Here is a 19,409-nt window from a genome sequence, read left to right on the forward strand (position 1 = left end):
TTCTTTAAAATTTCCTTTGCGCCTTTGCGAGATTAAAAAACAAAGTAAATCAATACTTTTAAAATGAACTTATATCACTTATATGGTTCAAAAAAATCAAATCAAACAAATTACAAAATCGGTTTTTTCTTCATCGGTTTGGTAGCTTAAATAACCTCCGTGGGCTTCGATGATGTTTTTTGAAAGTGTTAATCCAATCCCCGCGCCGTCTTTTCTGGTGGTGAAAAACGGCAGAAAAACCTTGTCCTGAATCTCAGAATCAATTCCTTTTCCGTTGTCCGAAATGATGATGAAAAAGCGATTATTCTCGGTATAACTGGACAGAAACATCTTTTTGTCTTCTTTCTCTTTTAGGGCATGAATACTATTGGTAATCAAATTGATAATGACTTGCTCCATCTGATTTTTATCAATCAAAATAGAACGCGAGCTATTGATTTCGTTAATCAATTCAATCTTTTCGGCTTTTAAAATTGGTGCCATTATTTTCAGGCAATCCTCAAAAAGCGAATTGATAGGCGTCATTTTTTTGTTTGGCGTTGGCAACATGGCCAGTTTTCGGTAATTCTCAACAAAAACTTCTAAATGATCGCTTCTATTGATGATCGTCGAAATACTGCTTTTAATATCTTCAAAATCTTCTTCTTCCAGTTTTTCCTGATCGACAATCTGAAGTAAATTTTGCGAAAGCGCACGAATTGGCGTCAGTGAATTCATCAATTCATGCGAAATGATTTTCATCAGATTGATCCAGGCTTCTTTTTCTTTTTTCTCAATCACGCGCTGAATGCTATCCAGTAAAATAATAAAATATTCTTTATTGTACGATTTGGTATGTGACGTTTGCAGCACAAAAGTCTGCAAATCCTGTTGTTCTATTTTTATCGAAATGGCCGATTTAAGTTCAGTAAAACCAGCTTTTTCTATTTCTCCGCACAACGAAGGCAAGTAGTTTTGAAGGTATTTCCAATGACTCACTTTTGGCACTTTAAACAAATTCGAAAAACAGTCATTCATTAAAAATATATTCCATTCTTGGTCTTCTTTTTCTAAAATTAAAGTCGCTGTATCAATACTATTCAGAATAGAACGATAAATCATTTCTTTTGAAGTCTGCTCTTGCTGTCTGTTTTTTAGAGTTTCATATAAAAGGTATAAATTCCTGAAATTCCCTTCCTTTTGTTCGTCTGGAAAATTATTTGAAAAGTCATTCTGAAGAATGGAAAGCAGCGTTTTATCATAAATAACCATTTGATTTTTGATAAAAAAATACATTTCGGCAAAGAGTAAAATCACGAAAAAAGCAACCAAAATCCCGTTATAATAAAACCCTCTTCCGATTAAAAAAAGAAAAACAAAAAAGAGCATAATGATTAACACAACCCTTAAAAACAAAGCGTTATAGAATTTCCAATTTTTCATTTTTAAATATTTTTTTTGCTGCTGATTTATTTTAGCCACAGATTATTATGATTAAAAGGATTTTACAATAAAAATCTATGAGAATCCTGCTAATCTGTGGCTCAATATTTTTTTAGATTTAACTATTTTTTAAATCATATTTCTCGATTCTACGGTACAAAGAAGCTCTGGACAAACCCAACTCTTCAGCAGTTTTACTGATGTTTCCGTGGTTTTTGAACAGCGCTTTTTCGATTGCACTTTTCTCCATTTCAGATAATGGATTATCATCATTTTCCTGAATTTCTTCGAATTCAAGAATATCTAAGTCTGTAACTGATATTGTATTATTATCCGCTAAGATTAAAGCGCGTTCGATCTTATTTTCCATCTCACGCACGTTTCCTTTCCAGGGATATTTTTCTAAATACGGTTTAACATTTTCATCAAAACGCCAATTTTCCTGATTGTATTTTTCGGCGATTTGTTCTAAAATAAAATGTGCCATCGGAAAAATATCTTCTTTTCGCTCTCGCAACGAAGGCAAATTTATTTCCATCGTATTGATTCGGTACAATAAATCTTCACGGAAAGTTTTATTTTTTACTTCTGCTTTAATATCACAATTGGTTGCCGAAATAATACGAACATTCAGCGGCCTTGGTTTGCTTTCGCCCAAACGCGTTACCGTTTTGGTTTGCAAAACATGTAATAATTTAGCCTGCAAATGCAACGGAATATTACCAATTTCATCCAGAAAAATGGTTCCGTTTGATGCTGCTTCAAATCGTCCGGCGGTATCGACTTTGGCATCGGTAAAAGCACCTTTGGCGTACCCAAAAAGTTCACTTTCGAAGAGATTATCACTCAACGAACCCAAATCTACATGCACAAAAGGCTGGTCTTTTCGTTGAGAATTTTGATGAATATATTCGGCAAAAACATACTTTCCTGTTCCATTTTCGCCCAAAACCAAAACATTAGCTTCGGTTTTAGCCACTCTTTCAGCAATAGAATAGGCTTGTTTAATTTTAGGAGAAGTCCCTACAAAATATCTTTTTTCATCAGTTATAACCGTTTGTTTTTTTGACTTTTTACGGCTTTCCAAAACGGCTTTTTCAATAGTTTCTAATAATTTTTCATTGTGCCAAGGCTTCAAAACATAATCGAAAGCACCCATTTTTATACCTTCAACAGCGGTATCAATTTTCCCAAATGCTGTCATCAAAATCACAACGGTTTGAGGCGAAAGCGTTTTAATTTCTTTGAGCCAGTGAATACCTTCTCTTCCATCTTCAAAACCAATTCGGTAATTCATGTCCAATAAAACCACATCTATTTCATTTTCATTCAAAATAGAAATGATTTTTTTAGGGCTATTAGCAGTAAAAATGGTTTCAAAATGTTTTTTGAGAATCATTTTTGCCGAAAAAAGAATTTCTTCCTGGTCGTCAACGATTAATATCTGGGCTTGTTTCTTTCGCATGGTTTTGGTTTTTGTTCGATTGCGAACGGTCAACTGTTCATTATCGAACACTTCTTTTTTTGATGATTTTTAAAGACTCTTCAAAATCAACACTTTACAAATAATTCTTTTTTTGGCACAATATTTCCCTATTGGTAATCAACAAATTATTTAAAAAAATGGATAAAGTAATTCCTCGTAAAAATAGAAAATTTAGATATCTCACAATAGGAATTGGTGCTTTTTTAGTTTTAGCAGTACTTGTTTTTCTTTCGTTTAGTAAAAAAAGAACTTTAAATGTAAAAGCCGACGAATTAATGGTTCAAAAAGTAGAGAAAGCTTTTTTTGAAGATTTTATTGTTTTTCAGGCTAAAGTAGAACCTTTGAATGTCATGCTCGTAAATGTTACCGAAGGCGGATCTGTAAAAGAGATTTTTGTAGAAAATGGCGCTACAGTTGTTTCCGGACAGCCGCTTGCCAGATTGTACAACCCCAATACCGAATTGAATTACCTAACGCAGGAAACGGCCATTATTGAGCAAATCAACAATTTGAATACCGGAAAACTTAACATTCGTAATCAGGAACTGAATTTGAATAAAGATTTGGTTTTGATAGAACACGATTACAATGACGCGAAGAGAATTTATGATATGAATTCGAAATTGTATGATAAAGATGTGATTTCGAAAAATGACTGGAATACTTTTAAAGAAAGTCTGCGTTTTCAGGAAGAACGAAAAAGAACGATTCAGCAAAGTATCCAGAAAGAAAAACAAACCAATCAGATTCAGATTTCGCAAATCAACCGTTCGATTCAGACTATGGAAAAAAGTCTGGACATCTTAAGAGACAACAAAAAGAACTTTTTGATAACAGCGCCAGCATCCGGAAGACTAACCTCTTTTGAACCTGTTTTAGGAAAAACATTTCAGGCAGGTGAAAGTATTGGTAAAATTGACTCTAAACAAGGGTATAAACTAACGGCCGAAATTGATGAATTTTATTTAGAAAAAGTACGCGAAGGTCTGAAAGGACAAGTAGAATATAAAGGAAAAACGCTGGAAGTTCTGGTTACCAAAGTAATTCCTGAAGTAAAAGGAGGACATTTTATAGCGGAATTGGCTTTTGTATCAAAAGAAAATATAGCGTTGCAGGATGGATTAAGTTTTGGAGTAAAACTGGTTTTATCAGAGAAAAATAAAATTCTGGTTTTACAAAAAGGAAGCTTTAATCAGGAAACTGCCGGGAAATGGATTTTTGTTACGAAAGGCAATAAAGCCGAAAGAAGAGCTATCAAATTAGGGCGTGAAAATCCTTCTTATTACGAAGTCCTGGACGGATTAAAAGAAGGTGAATCTGTAATTATCTCTTCTTATGCTGATTATAAAGACGTCGAAGAATTATCAATTAGCGGGCAGTAAACACAATCTTGTCATTTCTGTGACAAAAATAAACGGAAATATTCTTTTTGAAAACGGATGCCCTAGCCCCGATAGAAGTGAAAATCCTTTTGTGGCGGGGTTCGCCACAAAAGATTGAAACGGATAGCGGGATTAGCTCCTGAAAAAAATTGGTTTTATCATAGAAATCGAAATGACAAAAAAACGGATAATAATTAGTGGCAAAAAAACAAACATAAAAAAATCAATCATCAATCAAAAAACGAATAATAACAACTTAATACTTTAAAAATATGATAACCATCCAAAATTTAACTAAAGTTTTCAGAACCGAAGAAGTAGAAACAGCTGCTTTGAGCGGCATTAATTTAGAAATTAAAAAAGGTGATTTCCTAACCATTATGGGGCCTTCAGGTTGTGGAAAATCGACTTTACTAAATATTATCGGGCTTTTGGATAGCGGTAATGATGGAAGTTATAAATTATTAGATCAGGAAATGATTGGTCTAAAAGAAAAAGGAAGGGCTGCGGTACGAAAAGAAAACATTGGATTTATTTTTCAGAATTTCAACTTAATCGATGAGCTTTCGGTGTATGACAATATCGAATTGCCTTTGCTTTATAACAACGTGAAAGCTTCAGACAGAAAACAAAAAATTGAAGCTATTGCTGAAAAACTGAATATTTCTCACCGTTTGAAACATTTTCCGCAACAGCTTTCAGGAGGGCAACAGCAAAGAGTTGCAGTTGCCAGAGCTTTGGTTAATGACCCGAAAATCATCCTGGCCGATGAGCCAACAGGTAACTTAGACAGTAAAAACGGTAATGAAGTAATGGAACTTTTGACCGATTTACACGCGAAAGGTGCAACAATCCTGATGGTAACCCACTCCGATTATGACGCTTCGTTTTCGCAAAAAACGATTCACATGAAAGATGGTGTCATCTTCTCTGAGCGATTAAATCAGCGGAATGTTGATGTTTTTATGGACGCTAAATAATTTTAAAATGATAAAACTTATTGTAACCGTTATTCAGATTCTGGTAGAGTTTGTTTGCAACATATTGGCTAGTATTTAAAAAATTATTTAGCCACAGATTAGCAGGATTTTCACAGATAAAAACACGTTGGATTTGATTTTGAAAAATCATCAAATCCTCTAAATCTGTGGCAAAAAAACATAAACATTATAAAAAACATAAACTATGATTTCTAACTGGTTTAAAATATTTATTTATCATTTAAAACAAAACAAACTGTTTTCGTTTTTAAATGTTATGGGATTAAGCATCGGTATTGCGGGAGTAATTTTCGCTATTTTATACTGGAATAACGAACATGCTTATGATCAATGGAATCCTGAGAAAGAAAATGTGTATCAGGTTCTTAATGTAATAGGAGAAACTGGCGACACTTGGGGAACAAGTTCTATCCCTTTTGGGAATACCTGCAAAGCCACAATTCCTGAAATTGAGAAAATTTGCTTTCTGAATATTTGGTACAACGAATCTGTAATTAAATATCAAAATAAAAAATTAATAGACAAAAAGATCACGGTATCTGATAATAACTTTTTTGATTTTTTCCCCTTTCCAATCCTAAAAGGTTCGAAAAAAGACATTTTGAAAGAGAAAAACAGCGTTGCCATTTCAGAAGAACAGGCAAAATTACTTTTTAACGATCAAGATCCGATTGGAAAAGCTATTAACTATGAAAATCAACTTTATACTGTAAAAGCAGTTTACCGTTTGATAAGACCATCTACTGTTGAACCTAATTATGTTTTTGGAGGGGTCGTTCGTGAAGGCGATCAAAACCAATGGGGAAACTTTAATTATGGCTTGATGATTAAAACCAAAAAGAACAGTGATATTGCTGTAGTTTTAAAGAAAATGCATAACGTAAATTATGTAAACAGAACTTTAAAAGATGCTAAAGAAAGCGGCCAGACTCCAGAGCAATACATCAAAGAAAATGGTGAAATTAAAATTATTCTCGATCAGTTGAAAACAGTTCGTCTTCATGGTACAAAAGCTTCCGGACAATCGACTCCTGAAGGTAGAGGAAACTTACAACTTCTATATATCATGGCGGGATTATCCGCTTTAATTCTAGTTTTATCACTGGTAAATTACATCAATTTGGCAACTGCTTCTGCCATAAAACGGGCTAAAGAAGTGGGTGTCCGTAAAATTGTAGGTGCTTCAAAAAATCAGATTATTAGTCAATTTATTTTTGAAACGGCGATTGTTGTAATCTTGGCTATTCTATTTGCCTTAGCCCTTGTAGAACTATCATTGCCTTACTATAATAATTTTTTAAAGAAATCTTTGACTATGAATGGCGGCGAATTTTACCTGCAGCTTATTTTTATATTTGGATTAGTAATCATTCTTGCGGGTATATTCCCTGCTATTTATATCTCAAATTTTGAAACTTTAAAAGTATTAAAAGGTAATTTTTCAAGAAGCAAAAGCGGTATTTGGATTCGGAATTCGATGCTTATCTTTCAATTCGGAATTGCAGCATTCTTTATCATTGGAGCTTTGATTGTCAATTCTCAAGTTGATTATATGATGAATAAAGACTTGGGGTTTAGTGGAGACCAGGTAATGAGAATTTCTTTTAATTATCAGGATTACAAAACAAAAGGACAAAAATATCAAACAACAAAACAAGAAGTTCTAAAAATACCGGGAGTTCAGGAGGTTTCTACTTTTGCTGGTACTTTTGGAAACAGCACCAATTCCAGCTCTGGATTTACACATAATGGTGTTTTTGTACAACCAAGAAATGTTGAAATGGATTTTGGTTTTTTGGAAATGATGAAAATAAAAATGGTAAAAGGTCGCGATTTATCACCTAAATATGCCTCAGATACAGTTAGTAATTGGTTGGTAAATGAAACGTTGGTGAAGAAACTTGGCCTTAAAAACCCCATAAATACCATCATAACTTCGGGCTGGGGCAATGGTACCCCAGAAAGTATGAAATTTAAAATTGTGGGAGTTGTCAAAGACTTTCATATTACAGGACTTCAAAACGAAGTTCCACCAATGGTTTTCATCAATACAAAAACTTTAAAATGGAATAACTTTGGTAATATTTATGTAAAAGTTTCTCCTAATAATCTAACGGAGACTTTGGCTAAATTAAAAGCATATTGGGAGAAAAACATCAATCCTGATTATCCTTTTGACTACGAATTTGTAAATAAGGGTTTCGCTAAAACATACGAGCAACAGGGGAAACAGAAAAACTTATTCTTTATTTTGAATCTTGTCGTTATCATCATTGCTATTTTTGGATTATTTGCTTTAGCTTCTTTTTCGATGGAAAGAAGATTAAAAGAAATTGCAATCCGAAAAACATTAGGAGCCGAAACAGATGTTTTACTGAGAACATTATCAAAACAATACATTCTTTTTTGTCTTTTAGGTTTTGTCATCGGGATTGTTCCGGCTTACATCTTGCTGCAAAAATGGCTGGAAGATTTTGCTTTCAGAATTAATATTTCTTTTATCCCGTTTAGTATCGCTTTGGTATCATTATTGCTTTTAACCTTAATAATAGTTTTAACAAAAGCATATCAGGTAACTAAAATAGATATTTTAAAATACCTGAAATACGAATAATCTTGTAGACCATTTTTTTTAACCCGATAGATTCCAAGGATTTATCGGGTTTCTTTTATAAATACAGTCTATCAATCACGTCATCAATAAATACAATCTAAAACAGTAAAAATCCGAACTTAATGATTTATCTTTGCAGTCTGAAATCCGTTTAAATTAATTTAATTTCCAAATCGATTTCGATCAATAGAAAATACTACATTAAAAATGAAATTAGACAGAAAAGAAATTCTTAAAGCTCTGGAAACAATTACCATAGCTGGAGAAGGAAAAAATATGGTTGAAAGTGGTGCTGTTGCCAACGTAATTACTTTTGGTGATGAAGTGGTAGTAGATTTATTGCTTCACACACCTGCAATGCACATCAAAAAAAGAGCCGAAGATGATATTAAGAAAACAATTCACGAATTGATTTCGCCTGAAGCAAAGGTTAAAGTAAACATTAAGGTTGAAGCTAAAGAAAATCCAAACGAAATAAAAGGAAAAGCCATTCCGGGAATCAAAAACATTATTGCTGTTGCTTCCGGAAAAGGTGGTGTTGGAAAATCTACTGTTACTGCCAATCTTGCGGTAACATTAGCAAAAATGGGATTTTCAGTTGGAGTTTTAGATGCTGATATCTACGGACCTTCGATGCCTATTATGTTTGATGTTGAAAATGAAAAACCAATATCCGTTACGGTTGACGGAAAATCTAAAATGAAACCTATCGAAAGTTTTGAAGTGAAAATTCTTTCTATCGGATTCTTTACTGCGCCAAGTCAGGCTGTTATCTGGAGAGGTCCAATGGCTGCGAAAGCATTAAACCAAATGATTTTTGATGCTGATTGGGGTGAATTAGATTTCATGTTACTGGATTTGCCTCCGGGAACAGGAGATATTCATTTATCGATCATGCAATCATTGCCAATTACGGGTGCTGTTGTAGTAAGTACCCCACAAGCTGTGGCACTTGCCGATGCCAAAAAAGGGGTAGCGATGTTTATGCAAGATAATATCAATGTCCCAGTTTTAGGTATTATCGAAAATATGGCGTACTTTACACCCGAAGAATTACCTGACAATAAATATTATATCTTTGGGCAAGAAGGCGCTAAAAACCTGGCAGAAGATTTAAATGTTCCGTTTTTAGGAGAAGTTCCAATTGTACAATCTATTCGTGAAGCAGGTGATTACGGTCGCCCAGCAGCTTTGCAAACGGCTTCGAAAATCGAAACTGTTTTTGAGGAAATCACCCGAAATGTAGTACAGGAAGTTGTAAACAGAAATGACAGTTTACCAGCTACAGAAGCCATCAAAATAACAACAATGGCAGGATGTTCTGCAGTAAAGAAAAATTAGAAAATTTAGATAATGAGAAAATTAGATAATGAATATTGGGTAGTTAAAATTATCTAATTGACACATTATCTCATTGACACATTGTTTAATTGACACATTAAATATTATGACAACAGAAGAATTAACAAATAATGTTTTATTGGCACTGGACGAAATCAGACCTTTCCTGAATTCGGATGGTGGAGATATTACCTTAATTTCTATTGAAGAAGACAAACACGTAAAAGTTCGTCTTGAGGGCGCCTGTATTAGCTGCAGTGTAAATCAAATGACACTAAAAGCTGGTGTTGAAACTACTATAAAAAAATATGCTCCACAAATCGAAACTGTGGTAAATATAATGTAGTAGATTACATCGATTTTAGCTATTTTATGCCTAAAAAGAAATCTGGTTTTTAATAAGAATAATACTCCATACGGTCGATTTTTTTATTAAAAATGAAGATATCATTTAAAAAAGAGTGTTTTTTTGTGGTTTTAACAAAAAAGAACATAAAGTTTTAAGAGATTTAGTTAGACAATTGTTACACTTTTAACTTAAATTTGTAACATAACCCTAAATCTTAAATTATGAAGAATTATTACGCTCTATTTTTATTGTTATTTACTATTTCAGCAAATTATGCTCAGCAAACACCACAAAATTTATTTGTAGATAAAGCCTGGGTAAACGAATCAGAAGAATGGTCAGATTTTCAATATTCAGGACAAATTGTTGTTTCGACAACTACAGAAGCCGGAAGCTTACGAATTACCAATTATGATTTTTTATATGATTTTTGCGATGGAAGAGCCAAGTTTTCGAACAAGAACACTTATACTTCTGCCGAGTTTACAAGTCCAAGAAAAATTAAAACGCAAACGGATAAACAAGGAGTAGTAAATTCTACCTATGAAGGGATGCTTGTTTTTCAAAAGGATAATGATTATTATTCTGTTGTAGCAGTTATTACCATTTTAGAAAAAGGTAGTATTTTAGGTTTAAAAATGCACGTAAAAGATGCGAGTAAAGAATACGCTTTTAGCTTTAAACCAGCTAGTTAATTAATAATTAAAGGTTTTGAACACGTTTTCAAATCCTATAAAAATTCCAATAATAAAAAATGGATGTATTAATAAAGATTAAAGATCGTGAAGGAGTTATACACGAATTACAAGCTCCTACTGATATGGCAATGAATATAATGGAGTTATGCAAAGCATACGAACTTCCTGTTGAAGGAACCTGTGGAGGGATGGCCATGTGTGCTTCCTGCCAGTGTTATGTTCTAAACGATGTTGCATTACCAGAAATGGGAGATGATGAAGAGGCCATGCTTTCGGAGGCATTTTATGTTAAGTCTAATAGCCGTTTAGGTTGTCAGATACCAATTACTACAGAATTAGAAGGACTGGAACTAGAATTAGCTCCAGAATACTAAATAATAATTATCACTATTTTATCCCAAGACTTCGGGACGAAATTCCAATATTAAAAATTCCAAATTCCAATGTAGCAGTTCGCCGATTGTAATTTGGAATTTTTTATTTGATCTTTTTCTGATTATTCATAACAAAAAAACCGTAATTACATTGCTGCAATTACGGTTTTCTCTTTATAACAATTTTCTTTATTCTCAGATTATACTAAGCCAGCTGCAATCAAATATTCAGCGATTTGAATTGTATTAGTAGCTGCGCCTTTTCTTAAGTTATCTGCAACAATCCACATGTTTAAAGTGTTTGGCTGGCTTTCGTCACGACGAATTCTTCCCACAAAAACATCATTTTTACCTTCAGCATACAATGCCATCGGATAGGTAAAAGTATCCAGGTTATCCTGAACAACAACTCCATCAGTGTGGTGTAAGATTTCGCGAACTTCATTTACATCAAAATCGTTGGTAAACTCCACATTTACCGCTTCACTATGTCCACCAACAACAGGCACACGAACAGCAGTAGCAGTAACTCTAATGGTGTTATCGCCCAGAATTTTTTGAGTCTCACGAACTAGTTTCATTTCTTCTTTTGTGTATCCGTTTTCTTCAAAACTATCACAGTGAGGAATTGCATTTCTATGAATTTGGTATTTATAAGCCATTTCACCTTGTACCCCTGCGTATTCATTTTCTAACTGACGAACTGCTTTTACACCTGTTCCAGTAATAGATTGATAGGTAGAAACAATGATTCTTTTGATGTTGTATTTTTTATGCAAAGGAGCCAATGCCAAAACCATCTGAATAGTAGAACAGTTTGGGTTTGCAATAATTTTATCTTCTTTTGTCAAAGTCGAAGCATTGATTTCCGGAACGATCAATTTTTTAGTAGGATCCATTCTCCATGCCGATGAGTTGTCGATAACGGTTGTTCCTGCAGCAGCAAATTTTGGTGCCCATTCTAGCGAAGTATCTCCTCCAGCAGAAAAAACAGCAATATCAGCTTTCATATCTACAGCCGTTTGCATGCCTACTACTTTATATTTTTTACCGTTATATTCAATTTCTTTTCCTACTGATCTCTCAGAAGCAACCGGAATTAATTCTGTAACCGGAAAATTTCTTTCTGCTAAAACTTTTAGCATTACTTCGCCAACCATACCAGTGGCGCCTACAACCGCTATTCTCATTTTTATATTTTTTATTATGAATGTACTAATTTAGAATGCAAAAGTAAGAATAATAAAAGCGAAAACAATTCGGTTCACAAAAAATAACAAAATGTTACAAAACAAACAAAAAGTAAAAAAACCGCCTCAGTTAAGAAACGGTTTAGTTAGACAATAGTGTAGCGGAATTATTTTTTAAGCAAATCTCTAATTTGCGTTAATAGCTCTTCTTGAGTTGGTCCAGCTGGTGGTGGAGCAACCTCATCTTTTTTCTTTGCTGCGTTTATACCTTTAATTATAATAAACAATACAAAAGCAACAATTATAAAGTTAATCACAGCCGAAATAAATAAGCCATATTTTACACCTCCAAAAGCGGTTAATTCTTCTATAGTTGATAAATGTGCGGCATCTAATGCTGGTTTTAATAATAATGGTGTAATTACATTTTCTATAAATGAGCTAACAATTTTACCAAAAGCCGCTCCAATGATTACACCGACAGCCAAATCAACTACGTTGCCTTTAACTGCAAATTCCTTAAACTCTGTAAATATTCCCATAATTGATTTGCTTTTATTTAGAATTAATTGAATATCGAAAATACATAATTTTCTCTAAAGTTTTGTAAATCTACCTGAAAAATACCCGTTTTACACGTTGCGAGATACTTGTCAAAATTTCGTACGGAATGGTTTTTAAAGCATCTGCCATTTGGGTAACCGTAGGATTTTCTCCAAAAATAATAACCGAATCGCCCTCTTTACAATCAATTCCTGTAACATTTACCATTAACATATCCATGCAAATACTGCCTACGATTGGTGCTTTTTGGTTTTTGATCATCACATAACCAACTTCATTGCCCCATAGTCTCGAAATTCCATCGGCGTAACCTATTGGAATCGTGGCAATTTTAGTTTCTTTTTCTGCCATAAAACGTCGTCCGTAACCCACACTATCTCCAGCCGGAATGGTTCGCACCTGAGAAATAATGGATTTTAAAGTCCCAACATTCTCCAGATATTTTTGTTCCGATAAATCATTGGAAACACCGTACAAACCAATTCCTAAGCGTACCATATTGTATTGTGCATCCGGAAAATTGCTAATTCCGGAAGTATTCAAAATGTGACGTATTGGGTTTACGTTCAGCGCATTCATCAATTTAGAAGATAATTTTTCGAACAATTGAATTTGAGAATTGGCAAAATCATAATGCCTGGCCTCATCACTGGTAGCCATGTGCGACAAAATACTCTGAATCTGAACTGTTGTATTTCCTTTAAGAGTTGCAATTAATTCGTCAAGCGTATTTTCTTCAAAACCCAAACGATGCATTCCAGTATCGAGTTTTATATGAATCGGATAATTTTTTAAATTCTTTTCCTGGGCGATTTTCAAAAAAGCATTTAACCCTTTTATGCTGTAAATCTCAGGTTCTAATTGATATTGAATAATCGAAGGGAAACTGGTTGATTCCGGATTTAGCACCATTATGGGCAACATAATTCCTCCATTTTTTAACGAAATTCCTTCATCGGCGAAAGCCACACCTAAATAATCTACTTTATGATGTTCTAATAATTTAGCGATTTCCAAGCCTCCATTTCCATAACCAAATGCTTTAACCATCACCATGATTTTGACATTTGCCCCTAATTTAGATTTAAAGAAATTCAAATTATGACTTATGGAATCCAGATTGATTTCAAGAATGGTTTCATGGGTTTTCTCTTCTAATAAAGCAACAATTTCCTCGAACTGAAATGATCTTGCGCCTTTTATTAAAATCGTTTCATTTTCAAATGCTAAGTTTTCAAAATTCTTTATAAAATCTTCCTTGTTTTGAAAAGTTATAATATTAGAAAATTGATCTTTAAAAGAAGTGATTGTTTCGCCAATTCCGATAATTCTATTGATTTTATTATCTGAAATTAATTGCGCTACTTTAGAATATAATTCTGAATTTGAAAATCCGCTCTGAAAAATATCTGATAAAATAACTGTCTTTTTTGCATTCTTTTTTTGACTTTCCAAAAAATCCAAAGCAATTTTTAAAGACTGAAAATCAGAACTATAACTATCATCAATAATACTGCAATTATGGATTCCGTTTTTTACTTCCAGACGCATTTTTACCGGATATAAAAGCTGCATCCGACTCTGAATGATGGCAAAATCATATTTAAAATACAGCAAAACCAACAAACACGTAATACTGTTTTCTACTGAGGCCGAGTCCAGAAAAGGAATTTCCAGATCAAAAGTTTCGCCTTTATATTGGTATTCTAAAGTATTAGTTCCAGTTATATTTTCTTTTTTTTGAATAAAAACATCGGCCTGTTTATCTGTATAACTCCAGGAAAAAAGTATTCTGGTATTGAGCATGTATTCGGCCAGAAATTGTGAAAGACAAGAATCGACAATTTCGTTTTTCTGATAAATAATGACTTCACTTTCTTTAAATAAAAGTAGTTTTTCATCAATCTTTTGAACTAAATTCAGAAAACCTTCATCGTGTGCAGAGCCAATATTCGTAAGCACTCCAATAGTAGGTTTAATGATTTTTTCGAGGTTGTCCATTTCGTTCACTGTTGAAATTCCAGCTTCGAAAATACCTAAATTATGTTTTTCGTTAATAGCCACAATCGAAAGCGGAACACCTACCTGCGAATTGTAACTTTTAGGGCTACGAATAATATTATAATCCGGACTCAATAAAAAGTTGAGCCATTCTTTTACTATCGTTTTGCCGTTACTTCCGGTCAATCCGATAATAGGGAAATGAAACAAATCACGATAATAGCCTGCAAATTTCTGAAGTGCCGTTATCGAATTTTTCACTATTAAAAAATTGGCTTTGCCTAAACAATTATCTGGAATGTATTGTACAACAAAGTTTTGTACGCCTTTTTCTATAAGCTCAGAAATATATAAATGAGCATCATTGTTCGTGCCTGATAAAGCAAAAAACAACGTTTGTGCCCCGTTTTGCAACGAACGGCTATCGATAGAAATAGTGTCAATTAAAACGGCAGTCTGAGAACCTACCCATTCAGCATGAAGAACCGGGACAAGATTTTTTGAATTTATGCTCATGTAGAAAATTCTTTTTGTCAAATTTAAAACATTAAAAACAGAAAAGAGTTGTGATTTTCTTAAAAAATATACCGTTTGCAAATCGGTATTTATATTTGATTATATTTGTTGAAGACCTCAAATCTGAGTATTTTGAAAAAATTTCTGCCCATATTCTCCTATATATTACATCCGGTTTTTATCCCGATGTACGCTACCTTATTTTATCTTTTTTGCAAAGATGATGCTTTTACTAATCAGGAAAAATACTATGTTCTGTTTCAGATTTTCATTATTACTTTTCTGGTTCCTATTTTATTTTTCTTGTTGCTAAGGTCAACGGGAAATGTAAAATCGGTCATGATTCATGAAAACTCACAACGCAGAATTCCGTTGGTTTTGCAATGCTTTTTACTTATTTTATTGGTCAAAAGAAGCATTGTTATTAGCCGTTATCCTGAGCTTCATTTCTTTTTTCTTGGTGCGTTGTTCAGCACAATATTAGCCTTAATTTGTTCGCTTTTCAAAATAAAAGCAAGCCTGCACATGATTGCCATTAGTGGTTTGGCCATTTTTGTCATCGGGCTGAACATGCACTTGCAAATGCACAATCCGTACTGGGCAGCTTTTTTGATTATGTTAACGGGAATTGTCGCGTCATCGCGTTTGGTAATGGAGGCACATTCTAATAATGAACTCGTAATAGGAACAGCAATTGGGATTATTCCTCAGTTATTATTTTTGTATTTGTGGTTATAAAATATAAAAAATCATCCCTAAATTCATTGTCCTGATATCAACCTCTTCTGTAGGGGTTCTGGCAGAAGATTTAAACAACGAATTCAATCCGTAATACGCGTATAAATTCCAGGTATTAAAGCCTGCAGAAAGGTAAACTCCGTATTGAAATTTGTTGAAATCCGGGTTGTTTTTGATTTTTACGGTTTGACCATCGCCATTAAAAACGGATTTATCAAACATGACGTAACTAAACTTCATTCCGCCATAAATTCTCCAGAACTTATAACTTTCGTAAGTAGAATTTCGCCATCTCAACTCGACCGGAAGATCAACTGAATATCCATAAAATTTATTTTTATTGATATCATTATAATCGACAACATTATAAACCGGAGCGTCTTTTGTACCTGTTATAGTCATATTTTGATAATAATTTTTATAACTCAGTCCCAATCCTGTTGCTAAGGCAAAAGTCCTGTCTTTATTAATAGGCATATCTCTTAAAAAACCAACCGAAAGTCCAGCAGAAAAACGGTCTTGCTTAATTCCGTCTGGTCCTTTCATGATAGCATTGTAAACTACCAAAACATAAAACTGATCTTCTCTGTACAAAGAATCAATTTTTACAACTGGTTTTATTTCAGGTTTTGTTTCTTCCTGCGAAAAAACATTGAAAAACGACACTAAAAACAAACAACTAAAAAATAATCGCATATCGTATTTTGGTTTTAAGGATGGTTTCAAGTAAACGTTTTTTAGGGTAAAATATTTCACTTACAAATATACTATAATGGTAGTTTAAGAATAGATTTGAATGCAATAATTCTATTTTTGATTACAAATAAAATCAATTGCCGAATTATTTTCAACAAAACCATTACTTATCCCTAAAAAACCAATCATTTTTCAAAGCTCTTTTATACCTTTGTCCTGCATGAATAAAAAGCAACTGATAGTAAGTGTTTCTTTGGCTCTGACAATATTGTTCTCGATATTGTTTCAGTCCGTACACAGTTATGAACACGTTGCACAACAGCTTTCTGAAAAACATTGTCATCATCAATACGATGAAAAACAAGGTGGTATAACACATCAGCATGATAATTATGACTTATGTTATGTTTGCCATTTTGCTTTTGGAAGTTCTATTATTCCTGAAACTTTTTCGTTTCGATTTATTACTTTTCACAAAGAAATTCCCTATTTCTTTACGATTCAGGAAAACATTATTTTATTTTCTGAAAATGCGTATTTATTACGTGGCCCACCTGTTGTTATAGTTGCTTAATTTTTCGATTTAATCGAAATAAAACCAATCTTTTCTAAAATTGAATTAAAATTCAGTACACCTTCCCCATCTTTATAATGTAGAGATCGGCAAGTTTTACCGTTATTTTTAATTCATTTTTAAAGCAAAAAATCAATTAACTATAGCAATCATTTTCAAATGAAAAAATTAATCATAGCCCTTATTTTAGGGTTCTCGGGCATTGTTTCTGCTCAAAATACTATTTCTGGAACCGTAACCGATTCTCAGAACCAGGCATTACCAGGTGTTTCTGTCTATGCTTCTGAATTACATAAAGGAACTACCACTGACGAAAACGGAAAATACGAATTCAGCAACTTACCAAACGGAAGTTTACGATTGAATTTTACTTATATTGGCTACACCACTATCAACAAAACGATTCCGAAATTAGTAAAAGAAAACACTCTAGACATTACGCTGGAAGAATCTATTCTGGAGATGGACGAAGTAATTGTTTCAACTCCTTTCAACAGATTACAATCGCAAAACGTGATGAAAGTCGAACATCAAAGTATTAAAACATTACAACAAAAAGGAACTTCAACCCTAATTGAAGGCTTAGCGACTATTCCAGGAGTTTCACAAATTTCTACCGGAACTTCCATCGGAAAACCGGTTATTCGAGGTCTTAGCGGCAATCGCGTTTTGGTGTATTCGCAAGGTGTCCGAATCGAAAACCAGCAATTTGGTGACGAGCATGGTTTAGGCTTAAACGATGCCGGAATTGAAAGCGTCGAAGTTATCAAAGGTCCGGCTTCTTTATTATACGGTTCTGATGCTTTGGGAGGAGTTTTATATTTCAATCCAGAAAAATTTGCTGATGCGAATACTTTTAAAGCCAATTTAAGTCAAAAATATTTCACGAATACCGAAGGAAGCAATTCTTCAATCGGATTGAAAACTTCTACGGACAACTGGAAATTTCTGGCACGCGGCAGCTTCAACACGCATTCTGATTACAAAATTAAAGACGGCGATCGCGTAACCAATTCCCGTTATAACGAAACCGATTTTAAAACAGGCGTTGGATACAGCAACTCGACTTTTTCTAGTGTTTTGAGATACAATTACAATAAATTAGACATCGGAATTCCAGAAGAAGGTATCGCAGAACAATCTTCCAGCAAGAATACTTTATTCCCGAGACAAGGAATTTTTAATCATTTGTTGAGTTTGAATAATGTTATCTTTTTTGAAAATTCGAAATTAGATGTTGATCTGGGCTACATTGCCAATGACCGAAGCGAGTTCGAAGACAGCAACGAAGCCGTTTTGCGAATGAAACTGAAAACATTCAATTACAACGCAAAATATCATTTCCCGAAATTCGGTAAAATTGAAACTATTGTTGGTGTTCAGGGAATGCACCAAACCAATGATAATTTGGGTGAAGAATATTTGATTCCGAATGCTACCACAAACGATTTTGGTGTTTTTGGAACAGCTAATTACGAATGGGGAAGTAATGTTCTGCAAGCTGGTTTACGTTTTGACAACCGAAACGTAAACTCTGAAGCGCACGGAATAGAAGGTGAAGAAGGTTATTTTGAAGCTTTAGACAAATCTTTTGACAGTTTTAATGCTTCACTTGGATACAAAACTAATTTTGCTGAAGATTTTACATTAAGACTGAATGTGGCTACCGGATTTAGAGCGCCCAATTTAGCCGAATTAACTTCAAACGGAGTACATGAAGGAACGAACAGATACGAAATTGGAAATAGTGATTTAAAAACCGAACAAAACGTTCAGACGGATTTGAATATTGAATACAAAAGCACGCATTTTGAGTTTTTCGTAAACGGATTCTATAATCACATCAACCATTACATTTATACTTCGCCAACAGGTGATGTTTTAGACGACAATGACGTTTTTGCCTACACACAAGATAATGCCAAATTATACGGAGGAGAAGTTGGGCTGCATTTGCATCCACATCCTTTAGACTGGCTGCATTTTGAAACCAGTTTTGAAACCGTAACAGGCGAAAAACAAAATGGAGATTACTTACCATTAATTCCTGCAAACAATTGGAACAATACATTAAGAACCGAATTTAATATTAAAAACTGGCTAAAAGAAGGATATGCTTCACTGAATGTTTCTTCGACATTAGATCAGAAAAATGTGAGTGGTTTTGAAACAGCTTCAAAAGGATATACTTTGGTTAATTTAGGTTTTGGAGGAACCATAAAATTAGGAAAAACTGCTTTTGACCTAAGTCTGAACGGAAACAACTTATTCGATAAAGAATACATTGCACACCTTTCAAGACTAAAGACCGATGGTATCCCAAACATTGGAAGAAACATTGTTTTGGGAGTAAATTTTAATTTATGATTTTTTCTTAAACCATATAAGTTATATAAGTTCATTACCCGTTGGGTGTAATTAATAAGAATTTAATTAAACACATAGAAAACATAGATTTTATGA

At 33.6% G+C, this 19,409-nt stretch carries 16 protein-coding genes; 10 read left to right on the plus strand and 6 right to left on the minus strand.

Translation table 11 applies throughout. From position 1 onward, the window contains the following. Nucleotides 1–96: 96 nt before the first annotated feature. Both GON26_RS15715 and GON26_RS15720 read right to left on the minus strand, forming a co-directional pair. A complete protein-coding gene (locus GON26_RS15715; protein WP_160375726.1) occupies nucleotides 97–1,422 on the minus strand; it encodes a sensor histidine kinase in 1,326 nt (441 codons plus the stop codon). 118 nt (nucleotides 1,423–1,540) lie between these two features. Next, nucleotides 1,541–2,887: a sigma-54-dependent transcriptional regulator gene (locus GON26_RS15720; RefSeq protein ID WP_160375727.1), complete on the minus strand. Its 1,347-nt coding sequence runs from the start codon at nucleotides 2,885–2,887 to the stop codon at nucleotides 1,541–1,543. A gap of 158 nt (nucleotides 2,888–3,045) precedes the next feature. On the opposite strand from GON26_RS15720, the gene GON26_RS15725 reads away from it, so the two are divergent. The 7 genes from GON26_RS15725 to GON26_RS15755 all read left to right on the plus strand — a co-directional run bounded on the left by GON26_RS15725 (nucleotide 3,046) and on the right by GON26_RS15755 (nucleotide 10,667). Continuing rightward, the gene (locus GON26_RS15725; RefSeq protein WP_160375728.1) at nucleotides 3,046–4,290 is read left to right on the plus strand and encodes an efflux RND transporter periplasmic adaptor subunit; all 1,245 of its coding nucleotides are present in this window, start codon (nucleotides 3,046–3,048) and stop codon (nucleotides 4,288–4,290) included. Between the two features lie 272 nt (nucleotides 4,291–4,562). Beyond that, nucleotides 4,563–5,270, plus strand: coding sequence for an ABC transporter ATP-binding protein (locus GON26_RS15730; RefSeq protein ID WP_160375729.1), 708 nt, complete (start codon nucleotides 4,563–4,565; stop codon nucleotides 5,268–5,270). Between the two features lie 205 nt (nucleotides 5,271–5,475). Further along, nucleotides 5,476–7,905 (plus strand): ABC transporter permease, encoded by a 2,430-nt coding sequence (locus GON26_RS15735; protein ID WP_160375730.1) that lies wholly within the window; start codon nucleotides 5,476–5,478, stop codon nucleotides 7,903–7,905. A 207-nt stretch (nucleotides 7,906–8,112) separates the two neighbouring features. Continuing rightward, nucleotides 8,113–9,246 carry an Mrp/NBP35 family ATP-binding protein gene (locus GON26_RS15740; RefSeq protein WP_160375731.1) on the plus strand — a complete coding sequence of 378 codons (1,134 nt, stop codon included), beginning with the start codon at nucleotides 8,113–8,115 and terminating at the stop codon, nucleotides 9,244–9,246. Between the two features lie 106 nt (nucleotides 9,247–9,352). After that, nucleotides 9,353–9,592 carry a NifU family protein gene (locus GON26_RS15745; RefSeq protein WP_160375732.1) on the plus strand — a complete coding sequence of 80 codons (240 nt, stop codon included), beginning with the start codon at nucleotides 9,353–9,355 and terminating at the stop codon, nucleotides 9,590–9,592. A gap of 224 nt (nucleotides 9,593–9,816) precedes the next feature. Further along, a complete protein-coding gene (locus GON26_RS15750; protein ID WP_160375733.1) occupies nucleotides 9,817–10,290 on the plus strand; it encodes a hypothetical protein in 474 nt (157 codons plus the stop codon). Nucleotides 10,291–10,349: 59 nt separating this feature from the next. Further along, entirely contained in the window at nucleotides 10,350–10,667 is a 318-nt protein-coding gene (locus GON26_RS15755; protein ID WP_007805184.1) for a 2Fe-2S iron-sulfur cluster-binding family protein, read from the plus strand. Nucleotides 10,668–10,867: 200 nt separating this feature from the next. On the opposite strand, the gene GON26_RS15760 is transcribed toward GON26_RS15755, so the two are convergent. From GON26_RS15760 to GON26_RS15770, 3 genes are all read right to left on the minus strand, one after another. Further along, nucleotides 10,868–11,857, minus strand: coding sequence for an aspartate-semialdehyde dehydrogenase (locus GON26_RS15760; RefSeq protein ID WP_160375734.1), 990 nt, complete (start codon nucleotides 11,855–11,857; stop codon nucleotides 10,868–10,870). Between the two features lie 167 nt (nucleotides 11,858–12,024). After that, nucleotides 12,025–12,399 carry a large conductance mechanosensitive channel protein MscL gene (gene mscL / locus GON26_RS15765; protein ID WP_160375735.1) on the minus strand — a complete coding sequence of 125 codons (375 nt, stop codon included), beginning with the start codon at nucleotides 12,397–12,399 and terminating at the stop codon, nucleotides 12,025–12,027. 70 nt (nucleotides 12,400–12,469) lie between these two features. Beyond that, nucleotides 12,470–14,938 carry a bifunctional UDP-N-acetylmuramoyl-tripeptide:D-alanyl-D-alanine ligase/alanine racemase gene (locus GON26_RS15770; protein ID WP_160375736.1) on the minus strand — a complete coding sequence of 823 codons (2,469 nt, stop codon included), beginning with the start codon at nucleotides 14,936–14,938 and terminating at the stop codon, nucleotides 12,470–12,472. Between the two features lie 132 nt (nucleotides 14,939–15,070). Between GON26_RS15770 and GON26_RS15775 the strand changes: the two genes are divergently transcribed. Next, nucleotides 15,071–15,676 carry a hypothetical protein gene (locus GON26_RS15775; protein WP_230407951.1) on the plus strand — a complete coding sequence of 202 codons (606 nt, stop codon included), beginning with the start codon at nucleotides 15,071–15,073 and terminating at the stop codon, nucleotides 15,674–15,676. On the opposite strand, the gene GON26_RS15780 is transcribed toward GON26_RS15775, so the two are convergent. Then, nucleotides 15,671–16,402: a porin family protein gene (locus GON26_RS15780; RefSeq protein ID WP_230407952.1), complete on the minus strand. Its 732-nt coding sequence runs from the start codon at nucleotides 16,400–16,402 to the stop codon at nucleotides 15,671–15,673. The two genes, GON26_RS15775 and GON26_RS15780, sit on opposite strands and share 6 nt — an antisense overlap. 190 nt (nucleotides 16,403–16,592) lie before the next feature. Here GON26_RS15780 and GON26_RS15785 point away from each other — a divergent pair, with 190 nt between their 5' ends. After that, complete coding sequence (locus tag GON26_RS15785) at nucleotides 16,593–16,946, plus strand: hypothetical protein (RefSeq protein WP_160375737.1); 354 nt, start codon at nucleotides 16,593–16,595, stop codon at nucleotides 16,944–16,946. A gap of 159 nt (nucleotides 16,947–17,105) precedes the next feature. Continuing rightward, nucleotides 17,106–19,313 (plus strand): TonB-dependent receptor, encoded by a 2,208-nt coding sequence (locus GON26_RS15790; RefSeq protein WP_160375738.1) that lies wholly within the window; start codon nucleotides 17,106–17,108, stop codon nucleotides 19,311–19,313. Nucleotides 19,314–19,409: the final 96 nt, after the last annotated feature.

Source organism: Flavobacterium hydrocarbonoxydans (assembly GCF_009789235.1).
GTDB classification, from domain to species: domain Bacteria; phylum Bacteroidota; class Bacteroidia; order Flavobacteriales; family Flavobacteriaceae; genus Flavobacterium; species Flavobacterium hydrocarbonoxydans.

Coding starts and splice junctions, on each gene's coding strand:
- GON26_RS15725 (WP_160375728.1), top strand. CDS start 3,046: ATGGATAAAGTAATTCCTCGTAAAAATAGAAAATTTAGATATCTCACA.
- GON26_RS15720 (WP_160375727.1), bottom strand. CDS start 2,887: ATGCGAAAGAAACAAGCCCAGATATTAATCGTTGACGACCAGGAAGAA.
- mscL (WP_160375735.1), bottom strand. CDS start 12,399: ATGGGAATATTTACAGAGTTTAAGGAATTTGCAGTTAAAGGCAACGTA.
- GON26_RS15735 (WP_160375730.1), top strand. CDS start 5,476: ATGATTTCTAACTGGTTTAAAATATTTATTTATCATTTAAAACAAAAC.
- GON26_RS15755 (WP_007805184.1), top strand. CDS start 10,350: ATGGATGTATTAATAAAGATTAAAGATCGTGAAGGAGTTATACACGAA.
- GON26_RS15740 (WP_160375731.1), top strand. CDS start 8,113: ATGAAATTAGACAGAAAAGAAATTCTTAAAGCTCTGGAAACAATTACC.
- GON26_RS15770 (WP_160375736.1), bottom strand. CDS start 14,938: ATGAGCATAAATTCAAAAAATCTTGTCCCGGTTCTTCATGCTGAATGG.
- GON26_RS15715 (WP_160375726.1), bottom strand. CDS start 1,422: ATGAAAAATTGGAAATTCTATAACGCTTTGTTTTTAAGGGTTGTGTTA.
- GON26_RS15760 (WP_160375734.1), bottom strand. CDS start 11,857: ATGAGAATAGCGGTTGTAGGCGCCACTGGTATGGTTGGCGAAGTAATG.
- GON26_RS15790 (WP_160375738.1), top strand. CDS start 17,106: ATGAAAAAATTAATCATAGCCCTTATTTTAGGGTTCTCGGGCATTGTT.
- GON26_RS15750 (WP_160375733.1), top strand. CDS start 9,817: ATGAAGAATTATTACGCTCTATTTTTATTGTTATTTACTATTTCAGCA.
- GON26_RS15730 (WP_160375729.1), top strand. CDS start 4,563: ATGATAACCATCCAAAATTTAACTAAAGTTTTCAGAACCGAAGAAGTA.
- GON26_RS15785 (WP_160375737.1), top strand. CDS start 16,593: ATGAATAAAAAGCAACTGATAGTAAGTGTTTCTTTGGCTCTGACAATA.
- GON26_RS15745 (WP_160375732.1), top strand. CDS start 9,353: ATGACAACAGAAGAATTAACAAATAATGTTTTATTGGCACTGGACGAA.